Source organism: Mycobacterium sp. RTGN4 (genome assembly GCF_033804635.1).
Lineage (GTDB): Bacteria > Actinomycetota > Actinomycetes > Mycobacteriales > Mycobacteriaceae > Mycobacterium.
In genome coordinates, this window is the sequence record NZ_JAPZLB010000002.1 from 443471 (window position 1) to 458904 (window position 15434).

At 66.0% G+C, this 15434-nt stretch carries 5 protein-coding genes; 1 reads left to right on the top strand and 4 read right to left on the bottom strand.

Annotation, left to right across the window (positions count from 1 at the left end):
• Positions 1-140: 140 nt before the first annotated feature.
• Positions 141-1976 (bottom strand): acyl-CoA dehydrogenase, encoded by a 1836-nt coding sequence (locus SLQ30_RS06055; protein ID WP_319447470.1) that lies wholly within the window; start codon positions 1974-1976, stop codon positions 141-143.
• A 248-nt stretch (positions 1977-2224) separates the two neighbouring features.
• On the opposite strand from SLQ30_RS06055, the gene SLQ30_RS06060 reads away from it, so the two are divergent.
• Positions 2225-3304: a dihydrodipicolinate reductase gene (locus SLQ30_RS06060; RefSeq protein WP_319447469.1), complete on the top strand. Its 1080-nt coding sequence runs from the start codon at positions 2225-2227 to the stop codon at positions 3302-3304.
• A gap of 99 nt (positions 3305-3403) precedes the next feature.
• Here SLQ30_RS06060 and SLQ30_RS06065 read toward each other — a convergent pair whose 3' ends face one another.
• From SLQ30_RS06065 to SLQ30_RS06075, 3 genes are all read right to left on the bottom strand, one after another.
• On the bottom strand, positions 3404-3814 hold the full coding sequence (locus SLQ30_RS06065; RefSeq protein ID WP_319447468.1) for a type II toxin-antitoxin system VapC family toxin: 411 nt from the start codon (positions 3812-3814) through the stop codon (positions 3404-3406).
• Positions 3801-4046 carry a hypothetical protein gene (locus SLQ30_RS06070; RefSeq protein WP_319447467.1) on the bottom strand — a complete coding sequence of 82 codons (246 nt, stop codon included), beginning with the start codon at positions 4044-4046 and terminating at the stop codon, positions 3801-3803. The genes SLQ30_RS06065 and SLQ30_RS06070 overlap by 14 nt, the downstream gene beginning before the upstream one ends.
• A 157-nt stretch (positions 4047-4203) precedes the next feature.
• The gene (locus SLQ30_RS06075; protein WP_319447466.1) at positions 4204-15243 is read right to left on the bottom strand and encodes an SDR family NAD(P)-dependent oxidoreductase; all 11040 of its coding nucleotides are present in this window, start codon (positions 15241-15243) and stop codon (positions 4204-4206) included.
• Between the last annotated feature and the right edge of the window lie 191 nt (positions 15244-15434).

Here is a 15434-nt window from a genome sequence, read left to right on the forward strand (position 1 = left end):
GGAACAAGAGGTGCGGGCACTAGAACATGGTGGCTGGCGTTCCTGAACGAATCCCGAAAAAACCGGGTGGCTCAGGTGTTTTCACAGCTAATGCATAAGGCCCCCGCCTAAGCGGGGGCCTTATGTGAGTTGAGCGGCGGTTAGAAGCTCGCTTCGTCCAGTTCCATCACTTCGTTGTCAATCGTGTCGATGACCAACTTGGTGCTGGTGAGCAGCGGCAGGAAGTTCTTCGCGAAGAAGGACGCGACCGCGACCTTGCCCTCGTAGAACGACTTCTCGGAACCCGTTGCGCCCTCGTCGAGCTTGGCGATGGCCACGGCGGCCTGCTTCTGCAGCAGCCAGCCGAGCACCAGGTCGCCGACGCTCATCAGGAAGCGCACCGAGCCCAGCCCCACCTTGTAGAGGCTCTGCGGGTCTTCCTGCGCGGCCATCAGGTAGCCGGTCAGCGTGGCGGCCATGCCCTGCACGTCGGCCAGCGCGGTCGCCAGCAGCGCCCGCTCGGCCTTCAGCCGGCCATTGCCTGCCTCGTTCTTGACGAACTGGTCGATCTCGTTGGCGACGTAGCCCAGCGCAACGCCCTTGTCCCGCACGATCTTGCGGAAGAAGAAGTCCTGCGCCTGGATGGCCGTGGTGCCCTCGTAGAGCGAGTCGATCTTGGCATCGCGGATGTACTGCTCGATCGGGTAGTCCTGCAGGAAGCCGGACCCACCGAACGTCTGCAGGCTCTCGGTCAACTTGGCGTACGCCTGCTCGGAGCCCACGCCCTTGACGATCGGAAGCAAGAGGTCGTTGATCTTGGTCGCCAACCCTGCGTCCACGCCGTGCACCGTCTCGGCGACCGTGGCGTCCTGGAACGTCGCGGTGTAGAGGTACAGCGCGCGCAATCCCTCGGCATAGGCCTTCTGGGTCATCAGCGACCGGCGCACGTCCGGGTGGTGCATGATCGTGACGCGCGGTGCGGTCTTGTCGGTCATCTGGGTCATGTCCGAGCCCTGTACGCGACTGGAGGCGTACTCGAGCGCGTTCAGGTAACCGGTCGACAGGGTCGCGATGGCCTTGGTGCCCACCATCATTCGGGCCTGCTCGATGACGTCGAACATCTGCGCGATGCCTTCGTGCACCTCGCCGACGAGCCAGCCGACGGCGGGCACGTCATGTTGGCCGAGCGACAGTTCGCACGTCGCGGAGACCTTGAGCCCCATCTTGTGCTCGACGTTGGTGACGAACACGCCGTTGCGCTCGCCGGGCTCACCGGTCTCGGGGTCGAAGTGGAACTTCGGTACGAAGAACAGCGAAAGCCCCTTGGTGCCGGGTCCGGCGCCCTCGGGACGGGCCAGCACGAGGTGCAGGATGTTCTCGCCGAGGTCGTCGGCGTCACCGGAGGTGATGAAGCGCTTCACGCCATCGATGTGCCAGGTGCCGTCGGGCTGCTGGACGGCCTTGGTGCGGCCCGCTCCGACGTCGGAACCGGCGTCGGGCTCGGTGAGCACCATGGTCGAGGTCCAGCCGCGTTCGGAGGCAAGCACGGCCCACTTCTTCTGCTCTTCGGTGCCGAGGTGATGCATGATCTGCGCGAAGCCGGCGCCCATCGCATACATGTAGACGGCGGGGTTGGCGCCGAGGATGTGCTCGATCAACGCCCACTGCAGGGCGCGGGGCATAGGCATGCCGCCCATTTCCTCGTCGAGGCCGATCTTGTCCCAGCCGCCGTCAAGCAGTGCGCGCACCGACTTCTTGAATGCGGGGGGCAGCGTGACGGTGTGGTTCTCGGGGTCGAAGACCGGCGGATTGCGGTCGCCTTCGGCGAACGATTCTGCGATCGGTCCCTCGGCCAGCCTGCTGATCTCGGCCAGCATCTCCCTGGCCGAATCCTCGTCAAGGTCGGCGTACGCACCCTGGCCCAGGGCCTTGTCGATGCCGAACACCTCGAACAGGTTGAACGCCTGGTCACGGACATTGCTCTTGTAGTGGCTCACGTTTCCTCCTCGATGAGAATGCCACCTGCGGTTGGGTACTCACGATAAGTTACCCACCAGTAACTGCGGCCAACTATACCGTTCAGTAACTTCAACGCAAAGCGGTGTCGAGCAAATTTCAGCCAGCTAACTAACCCATTGGTTGATCGGACCTGCCCAAACGGTTGGTTGGGCGTCGTGAACTGGGCATTTGCGCTGATGTGATATCTGCCACGAGTGGCCGCAGCACGGCCGTTAGGGTAGGTCGGATGAGGCGTCTCGCGGTGTGGGGAACAGGCAATATGGGTGCAACGGCGATCCGGTCGGCGGTTGCCTTCCCGGGGCTTCGGCTGACCGGGGTAATCACCTCATCGGCGGCCAAGTCTGGTAGGGACGCCAGCGAGTTCGCCGGCCTCGGCGCGCCGACGGGTGTGGCCGCCACGACCGACGTCGACGCGGCGCTGGCGGAGTGCGACGCGGTGGCCTACATGGCATCGGGTGACATCCGACCCGACGAGGCGATCGACGACATCGTGCGGTGCCTGCGCGCCGGTGTGCACGTCGTGACGCCGTCGCTGTACTCGCTCTACGACCCACGTTCGGCGCCGAAGGAATGGGTCGACAAGTTGACGGCGGCCGCCGAGGAGGGTGGCGCCACCCTGCTGGTCAGCGGCGTTGACCCGGGCTGGGCCAACGACGCGCTTGCCGTGATGGCCGCTGGCCTGTGCACCCGCATCAAGACCATCTACTGCCAGGAGATCTTCGACTACTCGACCTATGACCAGCCGTATGCGGTCAAGGTGTCGTGCGGATTCGGCGGGTCGATGGACGACATGCCGATGATGCTGCTGCCGTCCATTCCGACGATGGTGTGGGGCGGCAACATCCGGCTCATCGGGCGTGGTCTGGGGCTCGACATCGACGAGATCACCGAAGAACTCGAGCGGCTGCCGCTCGAGGAATCGGTCGACACCGTGATGGGGCCCTTCGAGAAGGGCACGCAGGGCGCCTTCTGGCTCAAGATCATCGGCTGGTCGGGCGGCAAGAAGCGCATCGTCGTGGACCACATCACCCGCATCCACCCGTCGTGCGCGCCGCATTGGCCACAGCCCGACGAGGGTGCGGGGGACCACCGCGTCTTCGTCGACGGCGACCCGCAGCTGACCATTGTCAGCCGCGCCGACCTGCCGGGCGGTAACCGCGCCGGCGGCGGCAATACCACTGCCGCCAACCGGCTGCTCGGTGCCATCGAGTGGCTGGCGACCCAAAAGCCAGGCATCTACGACGGCCTCGACGTGCCGCTTCACACCCCGTTGCCGGACGAGGTGGAAGCGACACGTTGGGCCTAAGCAGGGCCAGGAGACTTCCACCTGGGTGAGCCCTCCGATGGTCGGATAGTCGAGTGCCGCGGTCGCGTTCTATCCCGGTACTGCCCGAAGGTAGCGCCGTCACGATCGATCGCGTTGCGCCCCAAGCACTTCAATCCTGCAACGCGGGCCGTGCGCTCGTGCGAGCCGCGCATCAAGCGTTATCAGTGTGGCGTCGAAGGCCTCTGCCAGTGCAACGTAGAACGCGTCCCAGCCGCGGACGGAATCGCGTAGTTCCCATGCCCGATCCAGCAGCCAACGATGGCCGTACCGCTCGCCGGGCCAATCCCGTAGGTCGGCTATCGCCTGTCCGGCTGCGGTGCGGTCGATCCGCTCGCGCAAGCGAAGAGCACGGATGACGCCCATCACCTCGACGTCGATGACCGACGGCGCAACCTGGTCCTCGTCAGACGCCAGGCGGGCGGCGATTTCGCCAGCTCGCGGAGTGTCTACGACGACCTCGACCAGGCATGATGCATCAACGACCAGCATCTGGCCACTCGCCGCGCCAATCGTCCAACGCTCCTAGCACCTCGGCGGTCGATGCCTCAGAGGGCCGCCGACCCGTCCGGGTCAACCATTGCGCGATCGACGGTCGTGCGGCCAAACGCGCGGCCTCCCGGCGCAGTAGTTCGGGCACGGTTAGCCCCTCTTCTCCGGCGCGTCTGACGAGTCCCGCGTACACCTCATCGTCGATGTCTCGGATCTGGACTGTCTTGGGCATATATGCACCTTAACATGCATATGTGCATGACAAGGTGCGAATATGCATCGCGCGATGCGGATGTAGCCGAGCGCTGTAGGACTAGGACGGGCTCGACGTGCCGCTTCACACCCCGTTGCCGGACGAGGTGGAAGCGACACGTTGGGCCTAAGAGGGCCTAGGAGACTTCCACCTCTGCGTCTTCCTCGGCCACGGCCTCGGCCTCGGCCACGACCTCGGCCTCAGGTTGCGTCTCCGGCTCTGCCGCTGGCGATTCCGCGTCCGGCAGCTGAGCGACGAGATACTCGGCGAGCCCTCCGATGGTCGGGTAGTCGAATACCGCGGTGGCGTTGATCGTGAACGCTCCGCCGAACTGACTGTGCAACCGGTTGCGGAGTTCGATGGCCATCAGCGAATCGGTACCAAGGTCCAGGAACCGATTCGTGGCGGCCGGCGGCGACGCGAGTCGTAGGAAGTTCTGCACTTCCTTCTGGAGGAACTCGGTCACGAACCCTGCACGCTGCGGCACCGGGATCTCCTGCAGTTGCTTGAGCAACTCACTGTCACCAGTCAACTCGCCGAGGGCACTCGGCAAGACGAGGTCCAGGATCGGCGGACGCGAGCTGCCGAGCACCTTCGCCGCCCGCTGCCAGTTGGCCTTGATGACGGTGGCTTGGCCGGTGCCGTTGGCGACGACCTCGGCGAGTGCGCTCAACGCTGCCGACGGTTCCAGTGGAATCAGGCCCTGTGCACTGATATTCGCCGTCGCCGCCTCCGAAGAGGCCATGCCGCCTTGTGCCCAGGGGCCGAAGTTGACACCAGTGGCAGGCAGGCCCTGCGCCCTCCTATGCGCCACCAGGCCGTCGAGCAACGCGTTGGCAGTCGCGTAGTTGGACTGACCGGGTGAACCGAACAAGCTAGACACCGAGGAGGACACGATGAAGAAGTCCAGGTCGTCGTCCTTCGTCAACTTGTCCAGGTGATAGGCGCCGAAGGCCTTGGGCGCCAACGTCGTCCGGAAGCGCTCCACGCTCTGCTGTCCCAGCAGCGCGTCGTCGAGCACACCTGCGAGGTGAGCCACCCCAGCGAGCGGGGGCAACTCGGCACGAATCCGCGTCAGCAGCTGCTCGACCTCGGATTCCTCGCCGACGTCGGCGGTGAACACGTGGACGCGCGTCTTGTAGCGGTCGGTGATCTCGTCGATCAACCGTTGCGCGTCCACATCGGGCGCGCGGCGGCTGGTCAACACGATGTCACCGGCACCGAGTTGGGCCAGATACGACGCCGTGTGCAAACCGATCGCACCGAGTCCACCGGTGATCAGATAGCTCCGATCTGCCTTCGGCTGCAGCGGGTTCGGAATCTGCACCACGATCTTGCCGATGTGGCGCGCCTGCTGCATGCGGCGGAACGCGGCCCTCGACTCGGTCAGCGGGTAGATCTCGGCGGGCAGTGGCGTCCACTCGCCATTGGCCAATCCCTCCGACACCTCGGTCAGCAAGTCGCGAATGCGATCGGGTTCGGTGAACATCACCGTGTCCAACGCGACGATCTCGTAGGCGATGTCGGATCGGGCCTCGGCCATCTGCTCCGGTGACCAGATGTCGCGCTTGGCGATCTCGGCGAAGCGGCCGTTCTGGGCGGTGGCCTTGAGCGTCGCCTCGATGAAGCCCTCGCTTGTCAGCGAGTTCAGCACCACATCCACACCCTTGCCGTCGGTGTCCGCCAGGATCTGATCGGCGAAGTCCGTCGTACGCGAGTCGTAGACGTACTTCACGCCCAGCTTGCGCAGCGTCGCGCGCTTGTAGGTGCTGGCCGTGGCGAAGACCGTGGCGCCCTGCTGCTGGGCCATCTGGACAGCCGCCAGACCCACACCACCGCTGGCCGCGTGGATCAGCACCTTGTCACCGGGCTTCAGTTGCGCCCAGTCGAACGACAGCCGAACCGTCAGCGCCGCGGCCGGGATGGTGGCCGCCTCGACGGCGCTCACTCCGTCCGGAATCGGTGCCAGGAACTGGGCAGGCACGTTGAACCGGCTGGAGAACGCACCCTGCATGGAGCCGTAGACGCGTTGCCCCAGTTCGAGTCCGGTGACACCCTCACCCAATTGTGTGACGACGCCTGCGAAGTCGCCGCCGATCGGGCCGGGATCGCCCGGGTAGAGGCCAAGGACGTTGAGCACGTCGCGGAAGTTGAGCCCCGCGGCCTCCACCCGCACCTGCACGTAGCCTTCGTCCGGCGCCGGCACGTCCTTTTCGACCAGCCGCAGGTTGTCGATCGCGCCGCGTTCGGTCGGCGCGAGGACGTAGTCGCCCCCGCGCGGCACCGCGAGGTTGCCGCTACGCGCCCACGGCAACAACCGCGACGCCAGCAGCTTCCCTTGCCGCACTGCGATTTCCGGCTCGTCAACCGGGGTAGCCAACAGATTGGCCAGTGCCGAAACGGCCTCCGGTGATCCGTCGATGTCGAGAAGTTTGGCGCGCAACGCCGGTTCCTCGTTGATGGTGGTACGCCCGAAGCCCCACAGCGCCGCCTGTACCGGATCGACCGGTTCGCCGGATTCGGTGGCAACGGCCCGCTCGGTGACGATCCACAGACCGCCGGGCAGTTTCACGCCGCCCTGCACGGTGTGTACGGCGCTGAGCAGGTTGGTGAGCTCGGTTTCGAGCCGCGCGACGGCATCGGCGGTCGACTCTTCTGCACCGGGCCCGGTGCTGCGCCAGACCACGCCGGAGAACGGAAGACCGCGCTCCTGCGCCTCTTGCAACAGCTGTCCCAAGGATTCCGAACTGGCTGCCCGGTCGAAGGGGATGCACCCCGGCACCTTCGCGGCCAACTCGCTGAATCCGTTGATCAGCCAGGTGCCGTTCGCGGTGTCGGCACCGTCTTCGGATGGTGGCGGAGGAACCTCATGCCAGCCAAGTGTGTACAGCAGCCGGGTGGCGTCGCCGCCGAGCCCGCGCAACAACGCCTCGCGCGGCGCGCGCTTGACCGTGAACTCGCGGATTCCACCTAGCTTCTTGCCATCCCGGTCGACGAAGTCGAGATCGAAGACCTGGGTCTCGCTGTCGAGCCCTGTCTCGTGCCACCGCGCGCGGCAGTAGAACCTGCGGGGCATCTTCTCGCGCAGCGTCACCTGCCCGTAGCGCAACGGCAGGAACAGATCGTTCACACCCTGTTCGGCCGCGAGAAGTGCGGGGAACGCCGGGAAGGCAACGCCGGTGCACAGGTCCATCAGCACCGGGTGCATCGGCTCGGTTCCGAGGTGTTCGGCGAGTTCTTCGCCGACGACGATGTCGCCGATCGCCTCACCGTCGCCGAGCCACAGCGACTTCAGGGAACCGGACCAGTTCGGCCCCCACGCCAGCTCCAGATCGGCGAAGGTCTCGAACAACTCCTGCGGACGCATGCGGTTCAACCGCTCGATCACCGTGTCGACAGGGTCAGTCGACTCTTCGGTCGGCTCATCGTCGACACCGCTGAGGACAGTCCCTTCGGCGTTCAACGACCATTCGGCATCGCGTTCACCGTAGGGGCGGCTGTGCACCTTGAAGGTAGAACCGGCACCGTCCGCGAGCGGATGCAACGAGAGTTGAACCTCGCGAGACGCCTTCTCGGGCAGGATGATCGGCTCGTAGAAGAAGACGTCCTTCGCGTACGCCGGGGTACCGACGGCGGCCAACGCCATCGCTGCATACGTCGCCCCTGGCACGACGACGGTGCCGTAGATGACGTGGTCAGAAAGCCACGGCTGGGACTTGACGGACAACCTGCTGGAGTACACGGAGTCACCGGAGGCGAGTTCCTTTGCGCTACCGAGGATCCCCGAAACCGTCGGACCGTCAGCGGTGATGCCGGAGGTCTTGGGCCAGAAGCGGCGGCGCTGGAACGGATAGGTGGGCAACTCGAGTCTGCGACCGGGGTGACGATGCAGATTGGCGAAATCGGGTCGGTGGCCGCCGACGTAGGCCGCGGCCAGTGCGTCGGCGATCTGGCGGCGGTCGCCAACTCCCTTGCGCAGCGAGACGATTGCCCGCGGCGCGGCCAAGTGCTCCGGCCACACCTGCACCGCAGCCCCGGTCAGCACCGGTTGCGGACCGAGCTCCATCAGTACCGAGCAGCCCAGCCCCGCCACCGTGCGCACGCTTTCGGCGAATTGCACGGGTTGACGGGAATGCCGCCGCCAGTACTTCGCGTCGAGCGGCGTTTGGGCCGTGAGCACCGCGCCCGTGCGGTTGCACACCAGCGGCAACGTCGGAACGGCGAACTGCAACTGCGCTGCGTACGACTCGAATTCGTCGAGCACCGGATCCAGCAATTCCGAGTGGAAGGCGTGGCTGGTCTGCAGCCACGTGCAGCGGATCCCTTCGCCGTCGAACTTGGCGACTGCCTGTTCCAGATCTTCACCAGGACCCGACAGCACGGTGTTGGGCCCGTTGTAGGCGCCGACCGATACGTGTGGGAATTCGGCTGCGATCGCCTCGACCTGCTTGGCATCGGCGAAGACTGCGACCATTCGCCCACCCTCGGGCAGACTGCCGAACAGCCGGCCGCGCTCGGCCATCAGCCGTGCGCCGTCCTCGAGGCTGAAGACTCCGGCCACGCATGCCGCTGCATACTGGCCGACGCTGTGGCCAAGCACCACGTCGGGCTCGATGCCCCACGACTGCCACAACCGGGCCAAACCCATTTCGACGGCGAAGAGCGCCGGCTGCGCAAACGAGGTGTGCCGCAGGGTTTCTCCGGTCTCGCGATCGGTGGCGAACAGCACCTCCAAGAGCGGATGCGGCAGCATGCCGTCGACCGCCTCCGCGCAACGCCTCACGGTCTCGGCGAAAACCGGCTCGGCGTCGAACAACTCGCGCGCCATGCCCGGATACTGGCTGCCCTGCCCGGTGAACAACCACGCCGTCGTCGGGTGGTGCGTGTGCTCACCACGGACGACACCGGGCCGTAGGCGGTTCTCGGCCAACTCGGCCAGACCTTCACGCGCAGCCGCGACCGAATCCACGACCAGCGCAGCGCGATGTTCGAAGTGAGAACGGCCCGTGCCGGCGGTGAGGCAGACGTCGGCGAGGTCGGAGTCCGGGCGGCCGTCCAACCAGGCCTCGTAACGCCGTGCCACCGCCACCAATGCTTCTGGTGACCGCGCGGACAGTGCCAGCACGTTGAAGGGCTGCTCGGACGTGTACGACTCCGGGGTCACCGGTGCATCCGCGCTGGGCGACAGTGCAGGCGCCTCCTCGATCAGCACGTGTGCGTTCGTACCGGTGAAGCCGAAGGAGCTCACGCCTGCGCGCCGCGGCCTGCCGTTGGCGTGCCAGGGGATCGCCTTGTCGACGACCCGCACCGGCAGCGACTCCCACGGGATATGCGGCGATGGCGTGTCGAAGTGCAGGCTCTGCGGCAGCAGCTCGTTCTGCAGCGACAACACGACCTTGATCAGACCTGCTGCACCCGAAGCTGATTCGGTGTGTCCGATGTTGGTCTTCACCGATCCCATCAGGAGCGGACGGTCCGCGTCGCGTGAGCCGCCGTAGGCGGCTGCTGCGGCCTGCACCTCGATCGGATCCCCCAGTGGGGTGCCCGTACCGTGCGCCTCGAGGTAGTCGACGTCGCCGCCCGTCAGCCCGGCGCGAGCCAGCGTCGTCCCGATGAGCCGTTGCTGCGCCCCACCATTGGGCACCGTCAACCCGCTGGAAGCGCCGTCCTGGTTGACCGCGCTGCTCGAGATGACCGCGCAGATCCGATCGCCGTCGCGTTCTGCGTCGCTGAGTCGCTTGAGCACCAGAATTCCGCAGCCTTCACTGCGCACGTAGCCGTCGGCGGAGGCATCGAAGGTCTTGCATCGCCCTACCGGGGAAAGCATCCTGGCGCGCGAGGCGGCCACGACCGTCACCGGAGAAAGCAAGACGTTCACTCCACCGGCCAACGCCAGATCGCAGTCACCGGAGTGCAGTGCCTGGACGGCCTGATGGACGGCCACCAGCGCCGAGCTGCACGCGGTATCGACGGCCATTGCCGGCCCTTCGAGTCCCAGCGCGAAGGCAACCCGACCGGAAATGGCGTTGAGCGCATTGCCGGTGATGAAGTACGGCTCGATCTTGTCGATCGACTCCGACGACAGCAGATGCGCGTACTCGTTGGCGGCCACCCCCATGAAGATGCCGGTGTGGCTGCCGCGCAGCGCCGCCGGTGAGTATCCGGCGCGTTCGAGCCCCTCCCATGCCGTTTCGAGCGTCAGCCGCTGCTGGGGCTCGATCCAGACTGCTTCGCGCGGGGAGATGCCGAAGAATTCGGGATCGAATCCGTCGATGCCGTCCAGGAAGCCGCCAAACCGCGTGTAGGTCTTGCCGGCAGCGTCCGGGTCCGGGTCGAAGAACTCGTCGATGTCGAAGCGGTCCTCCGGGACTTCCCGGATCGCATCGATACCGCCGGACAGCACGTCCCAGAAGGCTTCCGGGTCGGGGGCGCCGGGGAAGCGGCACGACACCGCGACGATCGCGATCGGTTCGTCCGTACGCGTCGGCGCCGCTGATGCGGGCTTCGGCGCGGTCTTGGGCTGCTCGGCGAGGCCGAGCACGTCACCGAGCAGGTAAGCGGCGGCGTCGGACAGCCTCGGGTGATCCATCACCAGGGTGACGGGTATCTCCTTGCCAACGCCTTGTTCGATGCGCTGGCGCAATTCGACGGCCATCAGCGAGTCCATGCCGAGGTCGAAGAACCCTGTCTCCTCGCGGATCTCGGCAACGTCGACGCGTGTCACCTCTGCCACCGCTTCACGCAGGTAATCCGTCACGAGCTTCTTGCGCTGCTGCACCGGAGCATTCGTGAGTTGCTCGACCAGTTGGGTCTTGCCCGACGGTAGTACGACCGGCGCGGCATCTGGCACCTCGCGCGCCAACTCGGCCAGGAATGCCCGCCGCCCCGCCTGCTGGTAGAGCGGCAGGAAACGGGCCCAATCGATCCGGGCCACGACTCCCTGTGCTGGGCCTTGCGCCGAAGCGGCCGCGACGACATCGGCCAGTCCCGCCAAGGCATCGGCGGGTGACAGTGTCCGGACGCCTCGCTTCTCCAATCGCGCCCGCGACTCCGCGTCGGCCATGCCCGTCGACCAGGGGCCGAAGTTGACGCTGACCCCGGGGACACCTTGCTCGCGCAAGCGGTAGGCCAGTCCGTCGAGGAAGGCGTTGGCCGCGCCGTAGGCGGTCTGACCGAATCCGCCCCATACCGAGGCGATCGATGAGGTGCTGATGAAGAAGTCCAGCTTCAGGTCAACAGCGGCTTCGCTCAAATGCCAAGCGCCCCAGACCTTGCCGGCGAAGACGCGATCTACTTCGGCGTCGTCAAGGTTGCTCAACGGAGTGATGCCGAGCTCGCCCGCGGCATGGACGATGCCGGCCAACGGAGGCAGCTCGGCAGCCACGGTGGACAGCAGACGTGCAACGTCGTGTGCATCGGCGACATCGGCGGTGATGACCCGCAATTCCGAGCCGTACTGCTTGGCCAGCGCGTCGATGCGCTGTTGCGCGGCATCGCTCGGCGCGCTTCGGCTGGTCAGCACCAGGTGCTTGGCGCCACCGGCGGCCAGGTGCCCTGCGATTTCCAGTCCGATCGATCCCAGCCCACCGGTCACCAAATACGTTGCGCCATCGCGAAGGTTCAGCGGCGCGGCGCTCGGCTGCTCGTCCCGTCGCACCAGCCGTGGCACATAGACCGCATGTTCGCGCAGCGCGATCTGGTCGTCGTCACCTTGCTGCGCAACCACGTGGTTGATGAACCGTGACCATTCGTCTGTGACATCTCCCGTCGGTTCGCTCGCCCCAGTCGTGCCGCCCGACATGTCGGCCAGTCCACCCCACACCTGCGGAAGCTCCAGCGCCGCGGCCCGACCGAATCCCCAGAGGCAACTCTGATCCGGCGACACGGTGTCCGCATCGGTGATGCGCTGTGCGCCACGGGTTACCACCCAGATGGGGGCCCGCAATTCCGCGTCGACTGCGGCGCGGAAGAGCCGCCGAGTTCCGCTGAGAATCCGGTGTTGCATTCGCAACAACGACCGCATCGACGTCCCGCCGTTGGAGTCCAGCGCCGCGACGTGCACGATGCGGAGCGTCGGATCGTCCGCCGCTGCGGTGCGCAGCGCGTCCGCGAGATGTTCGATGTCCGTGTCCGACGCAGGCAACCCGAGGAACTGGTGCCGGTCGCCACGTGCGGTCAGCACGTCGACCAACGGTTGCGCGGCAGCGGGGTCGTCGCCGACGAGGATCCAGGTGGATCCGTCGCCGGTTGCCGCGCCAGAAGTTCCAGCGGCGGACTTCTCCCAGTGGAACTCGTAGCGGTCGTTGGTGATGGATTGGTTCGTACGCTGCTGATTGTGTTGTGCTGCAAGCTTAGTCAGCACATTCAGGGTGTGGTCGTCGCCGTTCGCGCCGTCGAGAAGCGCCGCGAGTTCCTCGAGCCCGCCATCCTCGAGGAGGCGGACGGCTTGGGTACGGGGTCCGCTGACGTGCTGTGGTTGTTCGGGTCGTTCCCGAGCGTCTTGGAACCAGTACTCACGGTGCTCGAACGGATAGTTGGGGAGGTCGAGCTTGCGCGCGTCCGGCTGCCGGAAGGCGGCGAATTCGGGAAGGTGCCCCAAAACGTACGCGTCGGCAACGGCTTCGGTGATCTGCCGGTGGTCGGCGGTGTTTCGGCGCAGCGACGCGATGGCCCGCGGCGAGGTGGACGGGTCGGGCCATGCGCGCAGGGCTGAGGCGGTCAGCACCGGTTGCGGACCGATCTCGAGCAGCACCTTGCAGTTCAGCTTGGCGAGGGTGCGCACGCTCTTGGCGAACTCCACCGGTTGGCGCGCGTGACGACGCCAATAGGCGCCGTCCAGTTTCGTGCTTCTGCCGAGTGCTTCGCCGGTGCGGTTGTCGATCAGAATCCGTTGTGGCGGAGCGAATTCGAACCGCTGAGCATAAGCCTCGAACTCGTCGAGGATCGGGTCAAGCAGCGCCGAGTGGAACGCGTGGCTGGTTTCCAGCCAGTCGCACCGGACACCGTCGGCCACCAGGTGGGCCACGGCCTGCTCGAGGTCGTGTGCTGGGCCCGACAGCACTGTGTTGGCGCCGTTGTAGGCGGCCACGGACAGACTCGGGAACTCGTCGGTGAGGCTTTCGACACGCTCGGGGGCGGTGAACACCGCGGCCATCCGACCACCCGCAGGCAAGCTGCCGAAGAGTCGGCCGCGCTCTGCGATCAACAGCATGCCGTCTTCGAGACTGAACACGCCGGCGACACAGGCCGCCGCATACTGGCCGACGCTGTGGCCAAGCACCACGTCGGGTTCGAAGCCCCACGACTGCCAGAGCCGAGCTAGGCCAACTTCCACCGCGAACAACGCGGGCTGTGCGTAGCTGGTCTGCCGTAGCGTCGCTTCACTATCCGGGCCATCGGTGTCAAAGATGACTTCCAACAACGGCTTTTCGAGTACGTCGGCGACCACTGCCGCACAACGTTTCAGCGTCTCTGCGAACACCGGCTCGGTGTCGAACAACTCCCGGGCCATGCCGGGGTATTGGCTGCCCTGACCAGTGAAGAGCCATGCCGTCTTCGGGGGTTCGTGGGACTCGCCACGAACCAGACCGGGTGACGGCCGGTCGTCGGCGACTGCGCCGAGCAACTCGACGGCAGCTTCTCTCGAATCCACCACCAATGCGGCCCGGTGGCCCAGGTGTGCGCGTGCCACCCCGGCGGTGAGGCACACGTCCGCCAGGCTGGCTTCCGGGTGTGCGCTCAACCAGGTGCGGTATTGGTCGGCGATCTGCACCAGTGCGTCGGGGGTACGAGCCGAGAGCGGGAGCAGGCTGAACCGTCCGTCGGCGGGCTGGTCGACCGGGCTAGGTGCCGGCGCTGCCTCGGGTGCTTCCTCGAGGATGACGTGGGCGTTGGTCCCGGCGAACCCGAAGGAACTGATTCCCGCGATGCGCGGCTGACCGTTGCGCTCCCACGGCGTGGCCTCTTTCACGACCTCGACCGCAAGGCGGTCCCAGGGAATGTGCGGCGACGGATTCTCGAAGTGCAGGTGCTTCGGCAATGTCTCGTGCTCGAGCGACAGGATGACTTTGATGACGCCGGCGATACCCGCGGCGGCTTCCAGATGGCCGATGTTCGTCTTCGCCGAGCCAATCAGCAGCGGCTGGCTCGCCTCGCGGCCGATGCCGTACGCCGCACCGGCGGCCTGAGCCTCGATCGGATCGCCAAGCGATGTCCCCGTTCCGTGCGCCTCCAGGTACCCGACCTCACTGGGTGCGACGCCGGCGCGCTTCAGCGCATCGGCGATAACTCGTTGCTGCGCAACGCCGTTCGGCACCGTCAATCCACCCGATGCGCCGTCCTGGTTGATCGCACTACCCCGGATCACGGCGCGAATCCGGTCGCCGTCGCGGACCGCGTCCTCAAGCCGCTTGATGACGATGACGCCGCAACCCTCGCCGCGCACGTAGCCGTCGGCGGCCGCATCGAAGGTCTTGCATTTTCCGTCGGGCGCGAGCATGTGCGCGTGGGAGAAGGTGATCATGGTCGCCGGGGTGAGCAGCACGTTCGCGCCGCCGGCCAGTGCGAGGTCGCATTCTCCCAAATGCAGTGCCTGGCATGCCTGATGGATGGCTACCAGTGATGAGCTGCATGCCGTGTCAACGGCGACCGCGGGGCCCTGCAGGCCCAGCCGATAGCTGATCCGTCCCGCTGCTGCGGCGTTCGACGTCCCGATGGCCATGTAGGCCTCGATCTCGTGGTAATCCAGTGCGTCGGATGCCATTCCGAGGTAGTCGTGGGTGGCCAAGCCGACGAACACACCGGTGTTCGAGTTGGCCAAATCCGTTGGCGCGGTGCCCGAATGCTCCACCGCTCGCCACGCCGTCTCCAACAGGAGTCGGTGCTGCGGATCCAACATCCTGACCTCGCGCGTGGACATGCCGAAGAACGGCGCGTCGAATCCCGTCACGTCATCGACGAAACCCGCGCGACGGGTGACGACCTTGCCGGGTACCCCGGGTTCGGCGTCGAAGAATTCGTCGGCGTCCCACCGGTCCTTGGGCACCTCGGATGTCGCGTCGCGGCCGTCACGCAGGACGTCCCAGAATTCACTGGCATTCTGAGCACCCGGAAACCGTGCCGCGTATCCAACGATGGCAAATCGGGGGGACTCGATCGGAAGTTTTGCAGATCCCATGGGCGTGCCTTCCTTTTGAACTTACGGTCCGGTAACTTACTCCACGGTCAGATGAATTTCTAGGCGGTCGGTTTTACACCTCGAGTGGCATCTGTAGCGCTGAGGACCAACCTCAACGCTCACTATCCCACGTGTGCCTGTGCCTTGTTGGGGCGCTCCGTCAGGGGTAGGGGGGTGCCAGGCACCTGTTA

What these genes read in the sequence shown, in the direction of transcription:
- SLQ30_RS06075 (WP_319447466.1), bottom strand. Translation starts at nt 15,243, where the DNA reads ATGGGATCTGCAAAACTTCCGATCGAGTCCCCCCGATTTGCCATCGTT.
- SLQ30_RS06070 (WP_319447467.1), bottom strand. Translation starts at nt 4,046, where the DNA reads ATGCCCAAGACAGTCCAGATCCGAGACATCGACGATGAGGTGTACGCG.
- SLQ30_RS06065 (WP_319447468.1), bottom strand. Translation starts at nt 3,814, where the DNA reads ATGCTGGTCGTTGATGCATCATGCCTGGTCGAGGTCGTCGTAGACACT.
- SLQ30_RS06060 (WP_319447469.1), top strand. Translation starts at nt 2,225, where the DNA reads ATGAGGCGTCTCGCGGTGTGGGGAACAGGCAATATGGGTGCAACGGCG.